The following is a 23,292-nucleotide window of genomic DNA, read 5'->3' as shown; positions in this document are numbered from 1 at the left end:
AATACTGCCTTCCGCTGGCCTTCACACAGGCGCTTTCCAGGTGTTCAAATCCCTATTTCGAAGTGCACGGCGCGCCCATCGAGCGGCGCGCGTTGTACCGTCGACGCTGCAGGCCTGGCCCGTTCCTCCGATATGCAATTGCTTGCGATAGCGCGCGTTGCTGCCGGCCATTGCTGTCAACGTTGTCAATCCCGATCGATCAAGATGCCATTCCCGCCCCTTCCTCGTCTCGCACGCAACGTCATGCGTTCAGCGCTGATGTCTTGCCTGCTTGTCTGGGGAGCTGGCAACGCACAAGCGCAGGCCACATGGAAACTGAGCGGATTCGGCACAGTCGCTGCTGCCCATTCGACCGAGGACCAGGGCGACTATACGGTCAACCCGAATTCCCCTGGCCAGGCCGGCCACTCCAAGGCATGGGCGTTCGATGTGGACAGCCGCGCCGGCGCGCAGCTGGACGCGCAGTTCGACAAGCGCTGGTCGGCGGTGGTCCAGGCGACACAGGAAAAAAGCATCGGTGGTTCGTACAGGACTTACCTCACCTGGGCCAACGTCAAGTTCCAGGCCACGCCCGACCTGTCGCTGCGCGTTGGCCGCATCGCGCTGCCCCTGTTCGTGGCGGCCGACTACCGCAAGGTCGGCTATGCCTTGCCGTGGCTGCGCGCGCCGGTCGAGTTGTACAGCCTGATACCGATCTCGAACAGCGATGGCGTGGATGCCTCCTATCGCTGGCACACCGGGGCGGTCAAGCATGAAACCACGGTATCGCTCGGACGCGCCACGGCGCAGCTGAACAAGGACATCAAGGGCAAGGCGCGCAATATCGTCGGCATCACCGAAAGCGCCAGCATCGGCGCATTGACGCTGCGCTTCACGGCGGCCCAGTCGCTGCTGGTCGTGCCCGGGGCGGAAGCGCTGTTCGACGGCTTGCGCGAGTTCGGCGCGCAAGGCCAGGCGCTGGCCAACCGCTACGATTTCGGCAAGCGCCATGTGCGTGTCTTCAGCGCCGGGTTCAATTACGACACGGGCGACCTGTTCGTCATCGGCGAAAGCGGCCGCGTCAACACCGGTTCGCTGCTGGGCGACCAGACCGCATCCTATCTGTCGGCCGGCTACCGCTTCGGCAACCTGGCGCCGTATGCGACCTATGCGCGCCTGGTCGCGAACATGCCGACCCGGATCGCCGGACTGGCGCTCGACGATTTGCCGCCCGACGCCGCGGGCGCCGCCGGCTTCCTGAACCAGGCCTTGAATTTCCAGCTGAGCCAGATCGGTGTCCAGGACACGGCCAGCATCGGCGTGCGCTGGGACGTCGCGCCGAACATCGCGCTCAAGGCGCAGGTCGATCGCGTCACGCCGCGTGGTGGTTCGATCGGCACCCTGATCAATGTACAGCCGGGCTTTCGTTCGGGCCATGCCTTCGGCGTGGTCAGCCTGGGCATGGATGTCGTATTTTGAACACGATGAACCGTTTGCCAACTGCTTTGCTGCTCGGTATCGCCCTCGGCCTGGCGCTGCCGCTGCCGTTCATGCATGCCCGGGCATCCGATCTGGCGGTGATCGTCTCGGCGCGCAGCACAGTCGTCGCGCTGAGCCCCGAGCAGGTCGCCGAGATCTTCCTGGCGCAAAGCCGGCGCTTCCCCGACGGCAGCGAGGTGGTGGCGATCGATCAGAATCTCGGTTCGCCACTGCGCGACCGCTTTTACGGCACCCTGGTGAACCGCTCGCCGGCGCTGATGAAGGCCTACTGGAGCAGGCTGATTTTCACCGGCCGCGGCCAGCCGCCCGCCGAGGTAAACGGCAGCGCCGCCATGCGCAAGCTGATCGCCGAGAACCCGGGCATGATCGGGTATGTCGAGCGCTCGGCGATGGATTCCAGCGTGCGTGAAGTGCTGACGGTGCGCTGACGGCGCCGCTGCCGGGCTGCTGCTTGCCGTGCTTACTCCGCTCCGTCGCGTCCCGACTGCCGCCAGCCCGGCTTGGCGCGGCCGGTACGTTGCGCACTGTAGATACCCGCATGGCCCGAGACGAGGTAGCTGACAACGCAGGCCACCATCGCATACACGCCGATGTCGGCGCCGAACAGTTCCATCGCCATCAGGGTCGACGCCAGCGGCACATTGGCCGCCCCTGCGAACACCGCCACGAAGCCGATCGCGGCCAGCAGCGCGAACGGCATGTGCAGCAGCGGCGCCAGCGCATTGCCCAGCGTGGCGCCGATGTAGAACAGCGGCGTCACCTCCCCGCCCTTGAAGCCGGTCCCGAGCGAAAGCACGGTGAACGCCATCTTGGCCAGCGAGTCGTACCAGGCGACCGGGTGCTGGAACGATTCGACGATCACCGGGATGCCCAACCCGATATAACGATCGCTGCCGATCAGCCACACCGCAACCGCGACTACCAGGCCACCCACGAATGGACGCAGCGGCGCGTAGCCAATGCGGCGGCGCATCCAGCCGCCCAGCGCATGGGTCGATGCAGCGAACGCGCGGGCCGCCAGCCCGAACAGGGCGCCGGCCAGCATCATGGCGGCGACGCCCCATGCCGACAGCGGCGCAATGGCGCCCAGCGGATAGTGGGTATGGCGCACGCCCCACCACAGGCCGACCGCATCGGCCACGACAGCGGCCACCAGGCACGGCAGCATGGCATCGTAGCGCAGGCGGCCGATGACCAGCACTTCGAGCGCGAACACGGCGCTGGCCAGGGGCGTGCCGAACACCGAGGCGAAACCGGCGGCGATGCCGGCCATCAGGACGATGCGGCGGTCGTCCATCGACAGCTTGAGGCGGTGCGTGATCTGGTCGGCCAGGGCGCCACCCATCTGCACGGCGGTGCCCTCGCGGCCGACCGAGGCGCCGAACAGGTGCGAGACGACGGTGCCGGCCAGCACCAGGGGGGCCATGCGCAGCGGGATGGTTTGCTTGGGGTCGTGGATCTCGTCGATCAGCAGGTTGTTGCCGGATTCGGCGCGGCCGGCGAAGCGCAGGTAGATCCAGCCGACCACGAAGCCGGCGATGGGCAGAAACCAGATCAGCCAGGGATGCGCGGTGCGGGTGCTGGTGGCCCAGTCAAGGGCGAACAGGAACAAGGCGGAAGCGGTGCCGGCCAGGATCGCCACCGCCAGCGACAGCAGGATCCACTTTGCCATATGGGCCAGCAGGTCGAACAGCGCGGGGCGGCGTGGACGATGCATGCTGGCCCCGTCGTTATCTTAAAACGCGTGCAGCGCCACCACCGCCGCCACGCCCAGCGCGATCAGCGCCACCTGCGGCACCGATTCGCGCACCGTCGCACGGCGCTGCATCTGCGGCATCAGGTCGCTCACCGCGATATAGATGAAGCCCGACGACGCGAACACCAGCACATACGGAATCAGCCCGCTGGCCCGGTCCAGCGTGAAATAGCCGAGCAAGCCGCCCGCCACCGCCATCAGGCTGCACAGCAGGTTGAACACATACGCGCGCAGGCGCGAGAAGCCGGCGTTGAGCAGCACGATGAAGTCGCCGATCTCCTGCGGAATCTCGTGCGCCACGATCGCCAGCGCGGTGACGATGCCCAGCTCGGGATTGGCCAGGAACGCCGCCGCGATCAGGATGCCGTCGGTGAAGTTGTGCATGCCGTCGCCGAGCAGGATCATCCAGCCCGACTTGCCGGCTTCGCGCGCGTCGTGGCCATGGGCGTGGTGGTGGCCGTCGCCCTCGTGGTGGTGCGAGTGGCGCAGCAGCGCCACCTTCTCGAGCAGGAAGAACGCCAGCAGCCCGCCCAGCAAGGTGGCGAACAGGCTGTGCGTGTCGGCGCCGGAGTCGAAGGCTTCCGGCAGCGCGTGCAGCAGCGAGGTCGCCAGCATGATGCCGACCGACAGGCTGACCATCTTCTCCACCGCTTTCGAGAGCAGCGTGAACGAGAAGAAGGCCGCCCCGGAGATGCTGACGACGCCGGCGACCACGGTCGCCAGCAGGATGGAGCCCAGTGTCGGGTCTAAAAGCGGGTCGATTTCAAAGCCTCTTGTTCTTTACTTGCGACGAGCCGCAAAACCGGACATTGTACCGTCCCCGGCCCGCCGCCGTGCAGAGCGCGTGGGCGTCAGGACACGCCGTGCTGGCGGAACCAGGCCAACGCCCGGTTCCAGCCGTCCTTCGCATCCGCTTCGTTGTAGCTCGGACGGTAGTCGGCGTGGAAGGCGTGGCCCGAATTCGGGTACACATGGATGCTCGAACGGCTGTTGCCCTTGTCCAGCGCGGCGCGCATGCGCTCGACCGAATCGAGCGGAATACCGGTGTCCTTGCCGCCGTACAGGCCGAGCACCGGCACCTTCAGGTTCTGCGCCACGTCGATCGGGTGCTTGGGCGAATTGGCGGTCGACTCGCCCACCAGGCGGCCGTACCAGGCCACGCCGGCTTTCACGTTCAGGTTGTGCGCCGCGTACAGCCAGGTGATGCGGCCGCCCCAGCAGAAACCGGTGATGGCCAGCTTCTCGGTATTGCCGCCGCGCTGCTTGGCCCAGGCCACCACGGTGTCGAGGTCGGACATGACCTGCGCATCCGGGGTCTTGGCGATGATGTCCTTCATCAGGTCGGCGATGTTCGCCACCTTGGTCGGGTCGCCCTGGCGCACGAACAGGTCCGGCGCGATCGCCATGTAGCCCTGCTTGGCGAAGCGGCGCGCCACGTCCTTGATGTGCTCGTGCACACCGAAGATCTCGGAGATCACTAGGATCACCGGAACGTCGGTCTTGCCGCGCGGCTGGGCGCGGTACACCGGCACGTCCTGGCCGTTGATGACGAGGATGCTGTCGGACGCGTCCAGGCCTTCGGTGTCGGTCTGGATCACGGTTTGCGCTACCACCGGCAGCGCCGCGCTGGCGAAACCGGCGCCGAGCGACGCTTTCAGGAAGTCGCGGCGCTTGATGCCGTCGTTGTAGGTGCTGGCGCCGAGCAGGCTGTTGCCGTCGTTGACGAGGTCTTTCATGGTCATCCCCTTGATCGGTATTGAACAGGCTTGCCAGTTTAGCATCGCGGAACAGGGCGCACACCATGCGCACGGATGAGTAAATTTTTGCCATCGGTCGTTATATTTCAGGCAATGGCCGAGATGCTGCGTCATTACAACAGCCACACTTTTTTTCGTTTCCTTTCAGACTTAAAGCATAGATACTTGCTTTGCGGAATTTCCCGTTTCAACGGATTAACGACATGCTGTTAACGAACATGCGCATCGGCTCCCGTCTCGCCGTCGGCTTCGCCGTCATCCTGATTCTGGCGCTTGCCGGCACGGCCACCGCCCTCTACACCACCTACTCCAGCGCCGCTGCCACCAAGCAGATGATGGACAAGCCGCTGGCCAAGGAACGCCTGGTCTCGGACTGGTACGTGCTGACCTATTCCGCCATCGCGCGCACCTCGCTGATCGCGCGCAGCACCGACAGCACCCTGTCCACCGTGTTCGCCAAGCCGATCGCCGACAGCGTGGCCGACACCACCGTGATCCTGAAAAAGGTCGAGGCCTTGCTGGATTCGCCGGAAGAAAAAGAGACGCTGCAGGCAATCCTTGGCCTGCGCAAGAAGTATCAGGATGGCAAGGTCGCCGTCATGGATGCGCGCAAGGCCGGCGATGGTCCCGCCGCCGAACGCCAGTACGACGAGGTGTTCGCGCCGGCCGCCGCCAACTACGGCGCCAAAGTGCTGAGCCTGCTGCAACTGCAGCGCAAGGCGATCGACGACACCGCGCACCGGATCGAAGCGGCCAACGCGCGAAGCACCCGCCTGGTGATCGCGCTCGGCCTGCTGACGGTGGCGCTGGGTTCGGTCGGCGCCTTCCTGATCACGCGCAGCATCACCGCCCCGCTCGGCTCGGCCGTGTCGGTGGCCGAGACCGTCGCTTCGGGCAACCTGGGCAACCACTTCGGCAACTACCCGAAAGACGAAGTGGGCGACCTGATGCGCGCCCTGCACACCATGAACGACGCCCTGGTGTCGGTGGTGTCGCAGGTCCAGCACGGCACCACCGCGATTTCCACCGCCTCCACCGAGATCGCCGCCGGCAACCTCGACCTGTCGGCGCGCACCGAGCAGCAAGCCAGCTCGCTCGAAGAAACCGCGGCCTCGATCGAAGAACTGACTTCCACCGTGCGCCAGAACGCCGACAACGCGCTGCAGGCCAACGGCCTGGCGCAGGCGGCCTCCGAAGTGGCCGAGCGTGGCGGCGCCATCGTCGGCCAGGTGGTCAACACGATGGGCTCGATCGACGCCTCGGCGCGCAAGATCGCCGACATCACCGGCGTCATCGACGGCATCGCCTTCCAGACCAATATCCTGGCGCTGAACGCGGCGGTGGAAGCGGCGCGCGCCGGCGAACAGGGTCGCGGCTTCGCCGTGGTGGCGGCCGAAGTGCGCAACCTGGCGCAGCGCTCGGCTAGCGCGGCCAAGGAAATCAAGACCCTGATCGGCGACTCGATGACCCAGGTGAACGCCGGCACGACGCTGGTGCAGCAGGCCGGCGCCACCATGACCGATGTGGTGTCAAGCGTGGCGCGCGTGACCGACATGATGTCCGAGATCACCAGCGCCAGCCAGGAACAGCGCGCCGGCATCGATCAGGTGAACGTGGCCGTGACCCAGATGGACCAGATGACGCAGCAGAACGCGGCGCTGGTCGAGCAGGCGGCGGCTGCGGCGGCCAGCATGCAGGAGCAGGCAGCGCGCCTGGCGCAGGTGGCGGCGGCATTCAAGCTGGCGCAGCACGATGATGCTGCTGGCCGCCGCAGCCTGGCCCGGCCGGCCCCGGCGCCGCGCGCTGCGCTGGAAATGGCCTAGTCAAGCAGTGTCGTCGGAACGGTAACGATCGTTTTCACACCCGGGCCGGCGGGCATTCATCCGCGCCGGCGGCCCAGAACGGCGCTGTTTCCCGGCATTCGTCGCATCCCGGAAAACAGCCTGCCTGCTTGCCTTACAATGCCTCGAACGACACATCACGAGGCGAGCATGGACATCAGTTATAGCGAACTGCCCGATACGCCGGCCCAACGCGTCCTGGCGCGACGCTTCATCTGGCGCGCTTCGTGGCCGGTCGCGCTGCTGTGTGGCCTGCCGATCCTGATCGTGATCGATTCGCTGCTCGATCCGTGGATGAAGGCGTCGGCGCGCCCGGCCGCGTTCAGCGGCATCGTCACCTGCTGCATGCTGGCCCTGGTGGCGGTCGCGCGTGCACGCCACCAGCTGGCCGAACTGCGCGAAGCAGGCGGCGTCCTGAGCGAAGCGATGATCTCGTCCGCGCCGGCGCGAGACTTCACCTCGCCGCTCGATCCGATCTCCACCTTCGACCTGTGCGCCGACCGGCTGTCGAGCATCGGCATGGCCGAAACGCTCGGCTACGCGCGCCCGGCCGCATTCCGCCACAACCCGTTCACCGGCCGCATCACCATCGGGCGTGTGCGGCCGTTCTGGTACGAAGGCGCGCTGCGCATCACGGTCGAACAGCACGGCAGCGGCCTGACGCGGGTCCATGTGCAGCGCCGGCCCGGCCTCACCCGCCTGGCGCTGCAGCTGGGCCAAGGCCTGGCCCTGGTCGACAAGGTATGCGCCGAACTCGAACGCGCCCTGCATACGCGGCGCGCATCGATGGATGCCGCCGTGCGCACCCGCGAGCTGGAACGCAGCGCGTTGCAGGCCAGGCTGCACGCGATGCAGGCCCAGGTCGAGCCACACTTCCTGTACAACACGCTGGCCAACCTGAAATACCTGATCCGTACCGATGCCGAACGCGCCCAGACCATGGTCGACCACCTGGTCGGATACCTGCAGGCGGCGCTGCCGGACATGCGCACCGAATCGTCCACCGTGGGGCGCGAGATCGAGCTGGCCGAGCATTACCTGAGCCTGATGCAGATCCGCATGGGCGAGCGCCTGCGTTTCGGTATCGAGGTCGATCCGGCGCTGCTGGATTGTCCGGTGCCGCCGGCGATGCTGGTCTCGCTGGTCGAGAACGCGGTCAAGCATGGCCTGGAGCGCGCCGCGCGGCCCGGCACCATCGTGGTGGCTTGCCGCGGCGCCGAACGCTGGATCGAGCTGTCGGTGCGCGACGACGGCGCCGGCCTGGGCGAGGCGGCAGCGGGCGATGGCGTCGGCCTGGCCAACATCCACCAGCGCCTGCAACTGCTGTATGGCCCGGCGGCGGCGCTGCGCGTCGAACCGGGCGCACACGGCGGCGTCCTGGCAACCCTGCGCATTCCACGGAAAGAACCGGTTTGAATCCAACCGCCCTGATCGTCGAAGACGAACCGCTGCTGCGCGCCGAACTGCGCGACAAGCTGGCCGACCTGTGGCCCGAACTGACGCTGGTGGGCGAAGCCGCCGACGGCGTCGAAGCGCTGCGCATGTTGCACGCGCTGCAGCCGGACGTGCTGTTCCTCGACATCCAGATGCCCGGCATCGACGGCATCGAGGTCGCGCGCCAAGCGCCGCCGTCGAGCCAGATCGTGTTCGTGACCGCCTTCGGCAGCCACGCATTGCAGGCGTTCGATGCCGGCGCGGTCGACTACCTGGTCAAGCCGATCACGATGGCGCGGCTGGCGGCCACGGTGAACCGGCTGCGCACCCGCTCGGCGGCCCGGCGCCCGGTGCCGGTTCCGGAGGCACCACAGACGCCGCGCCACATCAAGTGGATCAAGGCCTCGCTGGGCGACACGGTGCGCCTGATCATGGTCGACGACGTGGTGCTGTTCCAGGCCGACGGCAAATGCACGCGCGTGGTCAGCGGCGCCGGCGAAGCGCTGATCCGCACCCCGCTCAAGACGCTGATCGAACAGCTAGACCCGCAGCAGTTCACGCAGATCCACCGCAGCACCATCGTTAACCTGCGCGAAATCGACCGCATCGAGCGGCAAGGCGCCGCCATGCTGCTGCACCTGCGTGGACGGCGCGAGACCTATCCGGTGAGCGAAGCGTTCGCGCGCCAGTTCAGGCAGATGTAGGTCGTCCGGCGCGCGCCACACGTCGCAAGGAGCGGGATTAGTTCTTGTCCGCCTCGGCATCGGCGCGCGCCGAGGCCAGCGCGGGGCCGTACTCCTTGGCCCATGCGATCAGCGCGACAAACGGCTCCTGCAGCGTACGTCCCAGCGGCGTGATCGAATACTCCACCGCCACCGGCGACGTCGCGATCACGTTGCGGTGGACCAGGCCGTTTCGCTCCAGCCGGCGCAACGCCTCGGTCAGCGCCTTGTGCGTGATCGGGTCGAGGCGCCGCTTGATCGCATTGAAGCGCGATGGCTGGGTGCACAGGACGGCAAGGATCAGCACCGACCACTTGTTGGCGACCTGCTCCAGCACCGGCCTGGTGCCGTTAATTTCCAACAGTATCGTTTCGAGTGGCACAGTCATGACGGTTTCCTTTCGTATATCTAATCTATATCTGGTGCGTAATTGACACCAAATATACGAAATGTATCATCCATTGTCCATCCCCCCACAAGGAACGACCATGTTGAAACTCGAAGGAAAGACGGCCCTGGTGACCGGCAGCAGCAGCGGCATCGGCCTCGCGATCGCGCAGCGTTTCGCGGATGAAGGCGCACGCGTGTTTATCATCGGGCGGCGCCAGGCGCAGCTCGACACGGCCGCCGCGGCGCTCGGGACGCGCTGCACGGCGATTCTCGGGGACGTGACGAACAGCGGGGATCTCGACCGCCTGTTCGACGCGATCGACGCCGCCGGCGCCGGACTCGACATCCTGGTCACCTCGGCCGGGATTTCCGAATTTTCCACGCTGGACGAAACCACTCCGGAACACGTCGACGCCGCATTCGGGCTGAACGTGAGCGGCATGCTGTTTACCGTCCAGCGCGCGGTACGGCGCATGACCAACGGCGGCGCCATCGTGCTGGTGGGGTCGGTCGCGGGATCGATCGCCAATCCCGGTTACGGCACCTATTCCGCGACCAAGGCAGCGGTGCGCTCCTATGCGCGCACCTGGACGGCCGAACTCGCGCCACGCCGCATCCGGGTCAACACCCTGAGTCCTGGACCGACCGACACGCCGATGTTCGCCCGGGCCAGCGACGAGGTGCGGTCCGTGCTGACGGGCCGGATTCCCTTCGGCCGCATGGGGCTGCCGCAGGAAGTGGCGGATGCGGCCCTGTTCCTGGCCAGCGACGACAGCCGCTATGTCGGCGGCGCCGAACTCGTGATCGACGGCGGCATGATCGCCTGAACGAGCGCCAGGCCGGCCGCAGGCATGACATCGAAGCCAGCGTGAAGCCGCCATCGGCCATCACGCTCTACCCGGTGACGAAGCGCGCCTCGTCGCCCAGGCGGTGGAGCATCGGGATGTCGGTGATGCCTCGGTAGATGCTGTTGATGCGGATCGCGCCTGGTCCTGCCTGCAATGCTGGCGAGCCTTCAATGCCCGTGGGAGAGCATGGCACCTTCCTTGTCATGCACGCCGAACCGGTCGATCATGGTAGCGCTGGCCTGGTTCAATCCATGCACCTCGACCATCGCGCCGGCGCGGCGCAGCTTGAGCACCACCTTGTCCAGCGCGCCGACGGCGGTGATGTCCCAGAAGTGGGCCTGGCTGACGTCGATGTGCACCTGCGGCGCCACGGCGCCATAGTCGAATGCGTGGAACAGCTGGTCGGACGAGGCGAAGAACACCTGGCCGGCGACCTGGTAGCGGCGCACGCGTCCGCCCTCCTCGTCGCGCACGCTCACTACGAGCATGCGTCCGACCTTCTGCGCGAAGAACACGCCCGACAGCAGCACCCCGGTGAGCACGCCCTTGGCCAGGTCGTGGGTGGCGACGGTGACGACGACGGTCGCCAGCATCACCACGCTCGAACTGCGGGGATTGCTGCGCAGGCCGCGCAGCGAGGCCCAGCTGAAGGTGCCGACCGAGACCATGATCATCACCGCCACCAGTGCCGCCATCGGGATGCGCCGCACCCAGTCGCCCAGGAACACCACCAGCACCAGCAGCACCACGCCGGCGGTCAGCGTCGACAGGCGCGTGCGCCCACCCGACTTCACGTTGATCATCGGCTGGCCGATCATGGCGCAGCCGGCCATGCCGCCGATGAAGCCGGTGACGATATTGGCCAGGCCCTGGCCCACGCATTCGCGGTTCTTGTCGCTCGGGGTGTCGGTCATGTCGTCGACGATGGTGGCCGTCATCAGCGATTCGAGCAGGCCCACCAACGTCAAGGTAACCGAGTACGGCAGGATGATCTGCAAGGTATCGAGCGTAAACGGCACGTCGGGCAGCAGGAACGACGGCAGGCTGTCGGGCAGCTGACCCATGTCGCCCACGGTGCGCACGTCCAGTCCGAGCGCGATCGAGACGGCAGTCAGCACCACGATCGCCACCAGCGGCGACGGCACCGCGCGCGTCAGGCGCGGCAGGCCGTAGATGATGGCGAGGCCCGCGCCGGTCAGCGCATACACGTGCCAGGTCACGCCCGTCAGCTCGGGCAGCTGGGCCAGGAAGATCAGGATCGCCAGTGCGTTGACGAAGCCGGTGACCACCGAGCGCGAGACGAAGCGCATCAGGCGGCCCAGCCCGACCCGGCCGGCAAGCACCTGCAGCGCGCCGGCCAGGATGGTGGCGGCCAGCAGGTAGTCGAGGCCGTGTTCGCGCACCAGGCTGACCATGACCAGCGCCATCGCGCCGGTGGCGGCCGAGATCATGCCCGGCCGGCCGCCGAAGAATGCGGTCAGGACCGCGATGGAAAACGAGGCGTACAGGCCGACCCTGGGGTCGACGCCGGCGATGATGGAAAACGCGATCGCTTCGGGAATCAGGGCCAGGGCGACGACGAGGCCGGCCAGCAGATCGTGACGGATATTCGAAAGCCATTCCTGGCGAATCGTTGGTAGATGCATGAAGAGTCCTTCCCGGCCCGGATCCATCGGATCGACGGGCGGAATTCAGATGAATGTGCGGGCCGTGCGGCGGTGCGCTGCACGGCAAGGCAATGGCGATGCAGCCGATGTCGCATGGCGGACATCGGGTACGCGTTCAGCGCAGGACGGGAGGAATCAGGGCGGAGTGACCGAGCAGAAGTAACCGCGCGGCAGCCCGGCGCCGGGGAAGGAAACCGCTTCCAGGGCGTTCTGGACAAAGCGCGTCCACGCCATGCCGGCGGGGGCATGGACTTGCGGTCCGGACGTGGTGCGCGATGCGATCATGGGCGGTATTTTGCAGTGCAACACGAGAACGCGTCAAGGCGCGGCGGCGCCGTCCGGCAGCGCGTGCAGGCGCGCCGCATTGCCTTCCGGCGGCGAAGCGCGCTCGACGCACAAGCAAAGATCTGGGCTGACCGCTATCTAGCGAAGGCGCACCGGTAATTGATGGAGAGAGCGGCCAGCCCCTATCCTTAGTGCGCTTCCTCCCAGTTCTTGCCCACGCCAGTCTCCGCCAGCAGCGGCACGTTCAGCCTGGCCACGCCCGCCATCAGCTCCGGCAGCTTGACGCGCACCAGTTCCAGTTCGGCGTCCGGCACTTCGAGCACCAATTCGTCGTGCACCTGCATGATCATGCGCGTGCCGAGCCTTTCGCTCTCGATCCAGTTTTGCACCGCGATCATCGCCAGCTTGATCAGGTCGGCCGCCGTGCCCTGCATCGGCGCATTGATCGCCGCGCGTTCGGCGCCGGCGCGGCGCGGGCCGTTCGGGGAGTTAATCTCCGGCAGCCACAGGCGGCGGCCGAACACGGTCTCCACATAGCCGCGCGCCTTTGCCTGCAAACGGGTTTCATCCATATACTGCTTCACGCCCGAGAAGCGCGCGAAGTAGCGTTCGATGTAGTTGCCGGCGGCGCCGCGCTCGATGCCCAGGTTCTGGGCCAGGCCGAAGGCGCTCATGCCGTAGATCAGGCCGAAGTTGATGACCTTGGCGTAGCGGCGCTGTTCGCTCTGCACTTCTTCGCCCGGGATGCCGAAGATCTCGGCGGCGGTAGCGCGGTGGATGTCCTCGCCCTCGGCGAAGGCTTTCAGCATCGCCGCGTCGCCCGAGATGTGCGCCATGATGCGCAGCTCGATCTGCGAATAGTCGGCCGAGACGATCACGCTGCCTGGCGGCGCGATGAAGGCTTCGCGGATGCGGCGGCCCTCGGCGTTGCGCACCGGGATGTTCTGGAGGTTCGGCTCGTTCGACGACAGGCGGCCGGTGATCGCCACCGCCTGCGCATAATTGGTGTGCACGCGGCCGGTGTTCGGGTTGACCATCTTCGGCAGCTTGTCGGTGTAGGTCGACTTCAGCTTCGACATGCCGCGGTGCTCGAGCAGGATCTTCGGCAGCGGATAATCCTCGGCCAGCTTCTGCAGCACTTCCTCGTCGGTGGACGGCGCGCCGGTGGCGGTCTTCTTGATCACCGGCAGGCCCAGCTTGGTGAAGAAGATCTCGCCGATCTGCTTGGGCGAGCCGAGGTTGAACGGGCCGCCGGCCAGTTCATACGCCTGCTGCTCGAGTTCCTGCATGCGCTTGCCCAGTTCACCCGACTGCACGCCCAGCAGCTCGCTGTCGATCAGGACGCCGTTGCGCTCGATCTTGTGCAGCACTTCCATGGTCGGCATCTCGATCTCGCGGTAGATGCGCGTGAGGCCTTCGTTTTCTTCGACGTGCGGCAGCATGGTCTGGTGCAATCGCAATGTGATGTCGGAATCCTCACCCGCGTATTCGGTGGCGCGCGCCAGTTCGACCTGGTCGAAGCAGATCTGGTTGACGCCCTTCCCGCACACGTCCACGTACGGAATCGTGGTGTAGCCCAGGTGGCGCATCGCCATCGTGTCCATGTCGTGCGGCTTGTGCGACTCGAACACGTACGATTGCAGCAGCGTGTCGTGCACGATGCCCTTCAAGGTCACGCCATGGTTGGCGAAGATGTGCATGTCGTACTTCAGGTTCTGGCCCAGCTTCGGCTTGGCGGGATTTTCCAGCCATGGACGCATCTTTTCCAGCACGTGCTCGCGCGTCAGCTGGTCCGGCGCGCCGGCGTAGCGGTGCGCCACCGGAATGTAGGCGCCCTTGCCCGCTTCCACCGACAGCGAGATGCCAACCATTTCTGCGGTCATCGGGTCGAGTGACGTGGTTTCGGTGTCGACCGAGGTCAGTGGCGCGGCGTCGATCAGCGCCAGCCATTTATCCAATTGTTCGTCGGTGAGGATGGTCTCGTATTCGCCCTTGATGACCGGCATGCCATCGAGCGTGCCTTGCGGACCCTCCGGCGAGTTCAGTGGACCGCCGCCCGGCGCGCTGCCGGCGGCGGGACGCACGCTGCCGTCGCCCGGACGCGCGCCGCCCAGGTCGCGCAGCATGGTCTTGAAACCGTAGCGGCTGAAGAATTCGCGCAGCGCTTCGGCGTCTTCCGGACGGCCGACCAGCGACTCGTCGAACGAGACCACGTGCTTGACCAGGTCGCAGTCGGTCTTCACGGTGATCAGTTCGCGGCCCTTCGGCAGCCATTCCAGCGCATTGCGCAGGTTCTCGCCGACCGCGCCGCCGATGCTGGCGGCATTCGCCATCACGCCATCGAGCGAGTCGTGCAGCGCCAGCCATTTGAGCGCGGTCTTGGGGCCGCACTTGGCCACGCCCGGCACGTTGTCGACGGTGTCGCCGATCAGGGTCAGGTAGTCGATGATGCGGTTCGGCGGCACGCCGAACTTGGCGATGACGCCGGCTTCGTCGAGCTTTTCGTTGCTCATGGTATTGATGAGCATGACCTTGTCGTTGACCAGCTGCGCCAGGTCCTTGTCGCCGGTGGAGATCACGGTGTTCATGCCGCGCTTGGTGGCCTGCACCGACAGCGTGCCGATCACGTCATCCGCTTCCACCCCTTCGACGGTCAGGATCGGCCAGCCCAGGTGGCGCACCACTTCGTGGATCGGTCCGATCTGCTTGCCCAGGTCTTCCGGCATCGAGGCGCGCGTGGCCTTGTACTCGGGGTACAGGTCGTCGCGGAAGGTCTTGCCCTTGGCGTCGAACACGCAGGCGATGTAGGCCGCCGGATAGTCGGCGCGCAGGCGGCGCAGCATGTTGACCATGCCGTGCATGGCGCCGGTGGGGTAGCCGTCCGGGCTGCGCAGGTCGGGCAGCGCGTGGAAGGCGCGATAGAGATAACTGGAACCGTCAACGAGCAGCAGGGTATTGTCCATAGGGCGAAACTTGGGTAGAAAACGAGGCCGGCATGGGGAGCGCAGGGAGTGCCGTCGGGAACGAGAACCGTGCGCCGGAGTAGCCATCATTATCGCAGAAACCGGATAACAGGAAGCACGTCAGGCCCGGGCCCGTCTTCCTGCCTCAGGCGGCTGCGGCGGCCCGCTAGCGCAGCGCCGGGGGTTCGCCAGGAATTGCAGCCGGAAACACCACCGCCACGCGCAGCCCGCTTGCGGACGACGGCACCGGGCCCAGGGTCACCGTCGCGCCGGCCTTGTCGGCGACGGCCTTGACGATCGCCAGCCCCAGGCCGGAGCCGGACGCTTCGCCGTTGCCCAGCACCCGGTAGAAGGCGTCGAAAACGCGTTCGCGCTCGCCTTCCGGGATGCCGGGGCCGGCATCGTCGACCACCAGCTCGACGCCGTCCGCACGGCAGCGCACCGCCACGTCGACCCGCGCGCCGGGCGGCGAATACCTGATCGCATTGTCGATCAGGTTCTTGACCAGCATGCGCAGGTCGAGCGCGGCCAGCGCGACCCGTGCATCGTCGGCGCCGACCACGCCGAGGTCGATCGCACGCTGTTCGGCCAGCGGATACAAGTCCTCGATCACGGCGCGGATGGTCTGCTGCAGGGCGGCACTGGCCGCGGGCGCGCCACCGGCGCCGCCCTGCTGCGAACGGGCGAGCGCGAGCAGCTGGTCGAGCATAAGGCGCGTACGCCCCAGGCCGTCGGCCAGCACGGCCATGCGGCGGCGCGCCTCGGCCGGCATCTCGGCCGCCGCCAGGCGCTCGCTCTGCAGGCCGAGGGCGGTCAGCGGCGTGCGCAATTCGTGGGCGGCATCGGCGACGAAGCGGCGCTGCGCATGCATGGCACGGTCGATGCGCATCAGCAGGCGGTTGATCTCGGCCACGAAGGGCTGGACCTCGTCCGGCAGGCCGGCGGCGTCGAGCTGGCCCAGGTCGCCGTGGCCGCGGCGGCGCACGTCGGCGGCCAGCGCGCGCAACGGGCCGAACAGCCTGCGCACCAGGATGTGCACCAGCAGCGGCAGCAGCAAACCCAGCAAGGCGAACGGCGCCAGCGAGCGCAGCGCGGTCCTGGCCGCCGCAGCGTCGCGCACCGCGGTCTGCTGCGCCACCGCCAGCCGTACGCCGTCATCCCCGCTACGCACGTACACGCGCCAGGCCTCGGCGCCGACGCGCACGGTCTGCAGCCCGTCCGGCATGGCGTTCGAAAACAGCGGCGCGCGGTGGTACTCGGCGCCTTCGCGGCTGCCCAGGAAGCGCACCACCAGCCGTTCTTCGTCGCCGATGCCCTTGATCTTGCGCCACCCGGCCAGCGTCACCGGCCCGGTCTGCAGGCGCGAGATCGCATGCGCGGTCTGGCGCAGCTGCTTGTCCTGGGCCAGGTGCGCTTCGCTCATGGCGGCGCCGAAGGTGTAGGCCGCGGCGCTGCCGGCGACGAGCACCACCGCCAGCGAGATCGATGCCGACAGGCGAAATTGCAGCGAGGTCTTCATGCCGGCCGCGCCACCATCCAGCCCACCCCGCGCACGTTCCTGATCGCGTCGCTGCCCAGTTTCTTGCGCAGCGCGTGGATCAGGAATTCGACGGCGTTGCTTTCCACTTCTTCGTTCCAGCCATAGATGCGGCGTTCGAGATCGGCGCGCGACAGGATCGCGCCCGGCCGCACCAGCAGCGCGTGCAGCAACGCGAACTCGCGTCCGGTCAGGCGCACCTGGCGCCCGTGCGCGGATGCCTCGTGGGTGGCCGGGTCGAGTTCCAGCACGCCGTTCGACAGCGCCGGCCCCACCGACGGTCCCTGGCGCCGCGTCACCGCGCGCATGCGCGCCAGCAGTTCGCTCAGCTGGAATGGCTTGACCACGTAGTCGTCGGCGCCTTCGTCCAGGCCCGCCACCAGGTCTTCGGTCGCATCGCGCGCGGTCACCAGCAGCACCGGCACCCGGTTGCCGCCGGCGCGGATCGCGCGCAGCACCGCCATGCCGTCGCTCCGCGGCAGGCCGAGATCGAGCAGCACCATCTCGTATTCTTCGCAGGCCAGCGAGGTCAGTGCGGCCTCGCCGTCGGCGACCCAGTCCACGCCATAGCTGGCGTCGCGCAGCGCCTGCCGCACCGCTTCCCCGATCATCCGGTCGTCTTCCACCAGCAATACCCGCATTCCATTCCCCGCATCACCTTCAGTACTGGCCCGCACCTTACCGCATCGGACGGCGCCACGGAAGGGCGGCGCGCGTGCCGGAGTGTCCAAGTCCGTCCAAACATGGCCGGACGCGCAGCATATCCATGCTAAGTGCACGCTAAGTGTCGATCTCTAGTATTGCCGAGCCTACAGATTTCCCCCGCCGCGAACCGCACTCCCGATCCATGAAACGTCTCGTCTTCCCTGCCCTGTTCATCGCCTGTCTGAGCATGCTGTTCGCCACCACGCCCGCGCGCAGTGCCGGGGCGGCCGCCCTGGTCGCGCCGGCGAGCCTGAATTCGGGCGCCGTGATGATCCTCGACGCCAGGTCGAAGGATGTGCTGTACCAGAAGAATGCCGATACCGTCATGCCGATCGCGTCGCTGACCAAGCTGATGACGGCCCTGGTGGTGCTGGAAGCGAAGCAGGACATGAAAGAGGTGCTGCAGGTGACCAGCGCCGACGTCGACCGCCTGAAGTACTCATCGTCGCGGCTGAAGGTGGGCACGCGGCTGACGCGGGCGGCCATGCTGCACATTGCGCTGATGAGCTCCGAAAACCGCGCGGCATCGGCCCTCGGCCGCAACTATCCCGGCGGCGCGCGCAAATTCGTGAAGGCGATGAATGCCAAGGCGCGCGCGCTTGGCATGAAGAACACCCGCTACGTCGAACCGACCGGCCTGTCGAGCGCCAACGTGTCGACGCCGAGCGACCTGGCCAGGCTGGTGATCGCGGCCGAGAAAAAACCGCTGATACGGCGCTATTCGACCGACCGCCGCTATGTGATCCGCCAGGGCAAGGCGCGCACCGTGTACCGCAACACCAACCGCCTCACGGCCAGCACCAGCTGGGGGATCCGGCTGCAGAAGACCGGCTATATCTCGGAAGCCGGGCGCTGCCTGGTGATGTATGCGACGGTCCGCAAGCGTCCGACGGTCATGGTGTTCCTCGACGCCCAGGGCAAGCTCTCGCACACGGCCGACGCCAACCGGGTGCGCACCTGGCTGGCAGGATTTCGCAAGCTGGCGCGGCAGTGAGCCGGCGCCGGCCGGCCGGGGAGGAAGGCAAACACAGTTCACAGTGAAGCTGCGCTGTTTGCTACAATGGTCTAAACGACATTAGGTGACCAACATGCTGCGCACGACTCCCCGCCTCGCCCTCCTGACCCTGTGCCTGTTCGCCCATGCCGGCTTTGCCGCCGCCCAGCAACAAACCACGCCAGCCGCGCAGCAGCAGCAACGCTCGCAGCCGGCCGCGCAGGCAACTCAGCAGGGAGCGCAGCCGGCGCAGCCGCAGCGTTCGCTGCAGGAACCGCCGCAGCTCGAGCGCATCGAGCCGGGCAGCGACGTGCCGACCACCACCATCGAGCCGCGTCCGCGCACCCGCATCACCGAAAAGCGCAGTAACGACGGCCAGGTCACCGAAGTCGAAGTACAAAGCGGCCCGAGCCGCTACATCATGAAACCCAACGTTGCAGCCGGGAACGCTCAACCGGGCGACGCCCAGAGCAGCGGCATCCGCGCACCGCAGTGGCAGGTGATGGAATTTGATTTCGGCAATCCCAAGAAGCAGGAAGCGGCGGAACCGGTCAACCCGGCCCCGGCGCGTCCGGGCGTGCCGGCGCGCGCCGACGTGCCGCCGCCGCCGGCGCTGGAGCCGACCACCAAACAATGACCGTTCCGCCCCGCTGCCTTTGCTGCGCGGGGCGCATCCGACCCTCCACCTTTTTCGCTAGCACATGGCAGTTTTCACCGCGGTCTCGCTGGATGACCTTCACCAGTGGATCAAGCAGTTCCCGCTCGGCCAGGCCGTCGGGCTCGAAGGCATTTCCTCTGGCATCGACAACAGCAATTTCTTTCTGACTACCGAAGTCGGCCAGTATGTACTGACCATCTTCGAGAACCTGCGCTTCGAGCAGCTGCCGTTCTACGTCGGCCTGATGGCGCACCTGGCCGAGCGCGGCATTCCGGTGCCGGCGCCGGTCGCCAACAACGATGGCGCGATGGTGGTGCCGCTGCACGGCAAGCCGGCCATCATCGTCAGCCGCCTGAAGGGGGCATCGCAGCTCGATCCGCAGCCGGTGCATTGCGCCGACGTCGGCCGCATGCTGGCGCGCATGCACCTGGCGGCGCAGGACTTCGCGCTGCAGCAGCCGAACCTGCGCGGCCTGGACTGGTGGGCGGCGACCGCGCCCGCGGTCATTCCGCACCTGAACCCCGACGAAGCTGCGCTGCTGAACAGTGAAGTGGCCTACCAGCGCGATTTCGCGGCCGGCAGCACGTACGGCGCGTTGCCGCGCGGACCGGTGCATGCCGACCTGTTCCGCAATAACGTGATGTTCGAGGGCGAGCGCCTGAGCGGCTGCTTCGACTTTTATTTCGCCGGCGTCGACACCTGGCTGTACGACGTCGCCGTCACCGTCAACGACTGGTGCATCGACCTCGCCACCGGCGTGCTGGATGTGGAGCGCGTGCGCGCCCTGCTCGACGCTTACCACGCGGTGCGTCCGTTCACGGCCGCCGAAGCCGAGGCCTGGCAGCCGCTGCTGCGCGCCGGCGCGCTACGCTTCTGGCTGTCGCGCCTGTATGACCTGCATCTGCCCCGTGCCGCCGAACTCTTAACGCCGCACGATCCGACCCATTTCGAACGCATCCTGCGCGAGCGCATCGCCCACCCGGCCCCGCCGCTGCCTACCACTAGCCCTGTATGAACAATATGCCTGCAATGACCGGCTGGACCTGGCTCAAGCGCGGCGCCAGCCTGTTTCGCCAACAACCGGCGGCGCTCACCACGCTGCTGTTCGTCAACATCCTGTTCAGCATCCTGATCAGCGCCGTGCCCTTGCTGGGCGCGATGGTGGCGGTGATTTTGATTCCGTCGTTCTCGATGGCGTTCATGCAGGCTTGCCTGATGATCGACAGCGGCCAGCGCGTGACGCCGGCGGTGGCCCTGACCGGCTTTCGTAAGCCGCTGTTGCCGCAACTGTGCAAGATCGGCCTGATCTACCTGGGCGTGTCGCTGGTGCTGACCGTGGTGGCGCGCTTCGCGATCAGCGAAGAGTTCTGGGAACAGGTCGCGGCCCAGGGCCGCACCGGCACCCCGGCCCAGGTCCAGGGCGGCGACATCCTGGCGCTGTTCGTGTTCATCGCGGTGAATGTATTGACGCTGATCGCGCTATGCTTCGCACCGCCGCTGACCTATTGGCAGAAGATGCCGCCGTTCAAGGCGGTGTTCTACAGCTTCTTTGCCGTGGTCCGCAGCGCGCGCGTCTTTCTCGTGCTGCTGCTGGCGTGGTTCGGCCTGTTCTTCGCGATCTGCTTCGTGCTGACCATGCTGCTGGGCGGCAGCAGCATCGCGCGGGTGGCGATCATGTGGCTGATCTTCCTGTTCGTGCTGCTGCTGCAGTGCTCGATGTATGTGGGGTATCGCGAGATTTTCGGCAAGCCGCAGGATGTGGCGGGGGTCGAGGGCAAGGTTAGTCTCGACAAGTAAGCAAGTAAGTTACACTCAAAACCGTCATCCCTGCCACTGGCAGCGATGACGGTTTTAAGGGTAACGAATGAATGACGGTGTTGAAGGGCAAACGATGTTTAACGCCCGCTTTAACGTCCGACCCGCTCCAGCTTCGCGATCGACAGATCCAGCACCTTCATCCCCGCCGCGCCGAAATTGATCTGCGCGCGCGCCGCACCGGCCCCGCCTTCGATATTCACGATCACGCCTTCGCCGAACTTGGCATGCGCCACCGTCTCGCCCACGCGCCAGCCGCTGCCGCCGCCCGACTTCTGCGTGATCTGCTGCGCGATCTTGTTGTCGCTGCCTTCGCGGAATTGCGCATCATCCCAGGCCGTGGTCGACTTTCGGCCGGCGAACCAGTTGCTCTGCACGCGCGGCGACAGCCACTTCAGCGATTCTTCCGGCAGCTCGTCGAAGAAGCGCGACTTCATGTTGAAGCGGGTCTGGCCGTGCAGCATGCGCTGCTGGGTAAAGCTCATATATAAACGACGGCGCGCGCGCGTGATCGCCACGTACATCAGGCGCCGCTCTTCATCCACGCCATCGAGTTCGCGCGAGCTGCTTTCGTGCGGGAACAGGCCTTCTTCCAGCCCGGTGATGAACACCGCGTCGAATTCCAGACCCTTGGCCGAGTGCACCGTCATCAGCTGCAGCGCTTCCTGCCCGGCCTGGGCCTGGGCGTCGCCCGCTTCCAGCGAGGCATGCGACAGGAAGGCCGACAGCGGCGACATCACCGACGGCAGCGGAGCACCGCCATCGATCACCTCGATGCCGTCGGCGTCGAGCAGCGCGTCGCCCGCCTGTGGCAGGGCCGGCGGTCCGAGATGGGCCGGGGCCTGGGTGCCGAAACCTTCTTCCTGCACGAACTGGGTGGCGGCGTTGACCATCTGCTCCAGGTTCTCGATGCGGTCGGCGCCTTCTTTTTCGTTGGCGTAATGGCTCAGCAGCGTACTGCGCTCCAGCACCACGCGCACCAGTTCCGGCAGCGGCAATTGCTGGGTCTCGAAGCGCGCGCTTTCGATCAGTTTCACGAAGCCGCCCAGCGAGGTGCCGGCCTTGCCAGTCATGTACGGCACTGCCGCGTACAGCGAGATGCCATAGCTGTCGGCCGCCATCTGCAGTTGCTCGATGGTGCGCACGCCGATGCCGCGCGTCGGGAAGTTCACCACGCGCAGGAAGGCCGAATCGTTGTGCGGGTTGTCCATCAGCTGCAGGTAGGCGATCGCGTGCTTGACCTCGGCGCGCTGGAAGTAGCGCAGGCCGCCGTACACGGTGTACGGCAGGCCGGCCGCGAACAGCGCGTGCTCGATCACCCGGCTCTGGGCATTCGAGCGGTACAGGATCGCGATCTCGTTGCGCGTGAAGCCGTCCTTGATCAGGCTCTTGGCTTCCTCGATGATCCACTGCGCTTCTTCGAGGTCGGACGAGGCTTCGTACACCCGCACCTGCTCGCCCTGGCCGGCGTCGGTGCGCAGGTTCTTGCCCAGGCGCTTGGCGTTGTTCGAGATCAGCACGTTGGCGCTATCGAGGATGTGACCGTGCGAGCGGTAGTTCTGCTCGAGCTTGATCAGGTTCTTGACCTGGTAGTCGCGCTCGAAGGCCGACATATTGCCGACATTCGCGCCGCGGAAGGCGTAGATGCTCTGGTCGTCGTCACCCACCGCGAAGATGGCGCCGCCGCCCTCTTCGCCCTGCCCGGCCAGCAGCTTCAGCAGGTTGTATTGCAGGTCATTGGTATCCTGGAACTCGTCGACCAGGATGTGGCGGAAGCGCATCTGGTAGTGGTGGCGCAACGGCGCGTTGCGCGCCAGCAGTTCGTACGAGCGCAGCAGCAGCTCGGCGAAATCGACCACGCCTTCGCGCTGGCATTGCTGGTCGTACAGTTCATACAGCTCGACCATGCGACGCTCGATCGGATCGTGCGCCTCGAGCTGCCCGGCGCGCATGCCCTGGTCCTTGGCGTTATTGATGAAATACATCAGGTTCTTGGCCGGATATTTTTCATCGTCGACGTTGTGCGCCTTGAGCATGCGCTTGATCAGCGAGATCTGGTCTTGCGAATCCAGGATCTGGAACGTCTGCGGCAGTGCGGCGTCGCGGTAATGGGTGCGCAGCAGGCGGTTGCACAGGCCGTGGAAGGTACCGATCCACATGCCGCGCGTATTTACCGGCAGCATCGCCGACAGACGGGTCAGCATCTCCTTCGCCGCCTTGTTCGTGAACGTCACCGCCATGATGCCGGCAGGCGACACCTGGTTGGTCTGGATCAGCCAGGCGATGCGCGTGGTCAGTACGCGCGTCTTGCCGGAACCGGCGCCGGCCAGGATCAGGGCGCTCTGCGACGGCAGGGTGACGGCGGCGAGCTGTTCGGGATTGAGGTTATGGAGGAGATTCTGCATCCGGCCATTATACCGCCGGGCCTACTGTATGCCCAT

At 66.4% G+C, this 23,292-nt stretch carries 19 protein-coding genes; 10 read left to right on the top strand and 9 right to left on the bottom strand.

The features are described 5' to 3' along the window. Positions 1 to 258: 258 nt before the first annotated feature. Both RTQ83_RS12625 and RTQ83_RS12620 read left to right on the top strand, forming a co-directional pair. Positions 259 to 1,458, top strand: a complete 1,200-nt coding sequence (locus tag RTQ83_RS12625) for a hypothetical protein (protein WP_312514895.1) — start codon at positions 259 to 261, stop codon at positions 1,456 to 1,458. A 5-nt stretch (positions 1,459 to 1,463) separates the two neighbouring features. Further along, a complete protein-coding gene (locus RTQ83_RS12620) occupies positions 1,464 to 1,907 on the top strand; it encodes a phosphate ABC transporter substrate-binding protein (protein WP_312514893.1) in 444 nt (147 codons plus the stop codon). Positions 1,908 to 1,939: 32 nt separating this feature from the next. On the opposite strand, the gene RTQ83_RS12615 is transcribed toward RTQ83_RS12620, so the two are convergent. The 3 genes from RTQ83_RS12615 to RTQ83_RS12605 form a co-directional block, all read right to left on the bottom strand. After that, positions 1,940 to 3,196, bottom strand: a complete 1,257-nt coding sequence (locus tag RTQ83_RS12615) for a voltage-gated chloride channel family protein (protein WP_312514891.1) — start codon at positions 3,194 to 3,196, stop codon at positions 1,940 to 1,942. A gap of 18 nt (positions 3,197 to 3,214) precedes the next feature. Next, complete coding sequence (locus tag RTQ83_RS12610) at positions 3,215 to 3,949, bottom strand: ZIP family metal transporter (RefSeq protein WP_312514889.1); 735 nt, start codon at positions 3,947 to 3,949, stop codon at positions 3,215 to 3,217. Positions 3,950 to 4,086: 137 nt separating this feature from the next. Further along, the gene (locus RTQ83_RS12605; protein WP_312514887.1) at positions 4,087 to 4,971 is read right to left on the bottom strand and encodes a dienelactone hydrolase family protein; all 885 of its coding nucleotides are present in this window, start codon (positions 4,969 to 4,971) and stop codon (positions 4,087 to 4,089) included. 224 nt (positions 4,972 to 5,195) lie between these two features. Here RTQ83_RS12605 and RTQ83_RS12600 point away from each other — a divergent pair, with 224 nt between their 5' ends. The 3 genes from RTQ83_RS12600 to RTQ83_RS12590 all read left to right on the top strand — a co-directional run bounded on the left by RTQ83_RS12600 (position 5,196) and on the right by RTQ83_RS12590 (position 8,971). After that, the gene (locus tag RTQ83_RS12600; protein WP_312514885.1) at positions 5,196 to 6,815 is read left to right on the top strand and encodes a methyl-accepting chemotaxis protein; all 1,620 of its coding nucleotides are present in this window, start codon (positions 5,196 to 5,198) and stop codon (positions 6,813 to 6,815) included. A 168-nt stretch (positions 6,816 to 6,983) separates the two neighbouring features. Continuing rightward, a complete protein-coding gene (locus tag RTQ83_RS12595) occupies positions 6,984 to 8,249 on the top strand; it encodes a sensor histidine kinase (RefSeq protein ID WP_312514883.1) in 1,266 nt (421 codons plus the stop codon). Next, positions 8,246 to 8,971 carry a LytTR family DNA-binding domain-containing protein gene (locus RTQ83_RS12590; protein WP_312514881.1) on the top strand — a complete coding sequence of 242 codons (726 nt, stop codon included), beginning with the start codon at positions 8,246 to 8,248 and terminating at the stop codon, positions 8,969 to 8,971. Before RTQ83_RS12595 ends, RTQ83_RS12590 begins: the two co-directional genes overlap by 4 nt. Before the next feature lie 37 nt (positions 8,972 to 9,008). On the opposite strand, the gene RTQ83_RS12585 is transcribed toward RTQ83_RS12590, so the two are convergent. After that, entirely contained in the window at positions 9,009 to 9,377 is a 369-nt protein-coding gene (locus tag RTQ83_RS12585; RefSeq protein ID WP_312514879.1) for a helix-turn-helix domain-containing protein, read from the bottom strand. Between the two features lie 100 nt (positions 9,378 to 9,477). Between RTQ83_RS12585 and RTQ83_RS12580 the strand changes: the two genes are divergently transcribed. Beyond that, a complete protein-coding gene (locus tag RTQ83_RS12580; RefSeq protein ID WP_312514877.1) occupies positions 9,478 to 10,206 on the top strand; it encodes an SDR family oxidoreductase in 729 nt (242 codons plus the stop codon). A gap of 188 nt (positions 10,207 to 10,394) precedes the next feature. Here RTQ83_RS12580 and RTQ83_RS12575 read toward each other — a convergent pair whose 3' ends face one another. The 4 genes from RTQ83_RS12575 to RTQ83_RS12560 all read right to left on the bottom strand — a co-directional run bounded on the left by RTQ83_RS12575 (position 10,395) and on the right by RTQ83_RS12560 (position 17,320). After that, the gene (locus tag RTQ83_RS12575) at positions 10,395 to 11,873 is read right to left on the bottom strand and encodes a SulP family inorganic anion transporter (protein ID WP_312514875.1); all 1,479 of its coding nucleotides are present in this window, start codon (positions 11,871 to 11,873) and stop codon (positions 10,395 to 10,397) included. 494 nt (positions 11,874 to 12,367) lie between these two features. Continuing rightward, a complete protein-coding gene (gene polA / locus RTQ83_RS12570) occupies positions 12,368 to 15,142 on the bottom strand; it encodes a DNA polymerase I (protein WP_312514873.1) in 2,775 nt (924 codons plus the stop codon). A 166-nt stretch (positions 15,143 to 15,308) separates the two neighbouring features. Beyond that, a complete protein-coding gene (locus RTQ83_RS12565) occupies positions 15,309 to 16,661 on the bottom strand; it encodes a HAMP domain-containing sensor histidine kinase (protein ID WP_312514871.1) in 1,353 nt (450 codons plus the stop codon). After that, positions 16,658 to 17,320 carry a response regulator transcription factor gene (locus tag RTQ83_RS12560; protein ID WP_312514869.1) on the bottom strand — a complete coding sequence of 221 codons (663 nt, stop codon included), beginning with the start codon at positions 17,318 to 17,320 and terminating at the stop codon, positions 16,658 to 16,660. The genes RTQ83_RS12565 and RTQ83_RS12560 overlap by 4 nt, the downstream gene beginning before the upstream one ends. 206 nt (positions 17,321 to 17,526) lie before the next feature. Here RTQ83_RS12560 and pbpG point away from each other — a divergent pair, with 206 nt between their 5' ends. The 4 genes from pbpG to RTQ83_RS12540 all read left to right on the top strand — a co-directional run bounded on the left by pbpG (position 17,527) and on the right by RTQ83_RS12540 (position 20,833). Further along, positions 17,527 to 18,378 (top strand): D-alanyl-D-alanine endopeptidase, encoded by an 852-nt coding sequence (gene pbpG / locus RTQ83_RS12555; protein WP_312514868.1) that lies wholly within the window; start codon positions 17,527 to 17,529, stop codon positions 18,376 to 18,378. A gap of 94 nt (positions 18,379 to 18,472) precedes the next feature. Further along, positions 18,473 to 19,015 (top strand): hypothetical protein, encoded by a 543-nt coding sequence (locus tag RTQ83_RS12550; protein WP_312514866.1) that lies wholly within the window; start codon positions 18,473 to 18,475, stop codon positions 19,013 to 19,015. Between the two features lie 64 nt (positions 19,016 to 19,079). Continuing rightward, the gene (locus RTQ83_RS12545; protein WP_312514864.1) at positions 19,080 to 20,051 is read left to right on the top strand and encodes a homoserine kinase; all 972 of its coding nucleotides are present in this window, start codon (positions 19,080 to 19,082) and stop codon (positions 20,049 to 20,051) included. After that, complete coding sequence (locus RTQ83_RS12540; protein ID WP_312514862.1) at positions 20,048 to 20,833, top strand: BPSS1780 family membrane protein; 786 nt, start codon at positions 20,048 to 20,050, stop codon at positions 20,831 to 20,833. Before RTQ83_RS12545 ends, RTQ83_RS12540 begins: the two co-directional genes overlap by 4 nt. 110 nt (positions 20,834 to 20,943) lie before the next feature. Here the strand turns inward: RTQ83_RS12540 and RTQ83_RS12535 are convergent, their stop codons facing one another. Further along, the gene (locus tag RTQ83_RS12535) at positions 20,944 to 23,256 is read right to left on the bottom strand and encodes a UvrD-helicase domain-containing protein (RefSeq protein ID WP_312514860.1); all 2,313 of its coding nucleotides are present in this window, start codon (positions 23,254 to 23,256) and stop codon (positions 20,944 to 20,946) included. Positions 23,257 to 23,292: the final 36 nt, after the last annotated feature.

Origin of the sequence: Massilia sp., assembly GCF_031995545.1 — a bacterium.
In the GTDB taxonomy this organism is placed as follows: Bacteria; Pseudomonadota; Gammaproteobacteria; order Burkholderiales; family Burkholderiaceae_D; genus Telluria.
The sequence above is the reverse complement of the archived record's forward strand: the minus strand, read 5'-3'. Positions and strand labels throughout refer to the sequence as shown.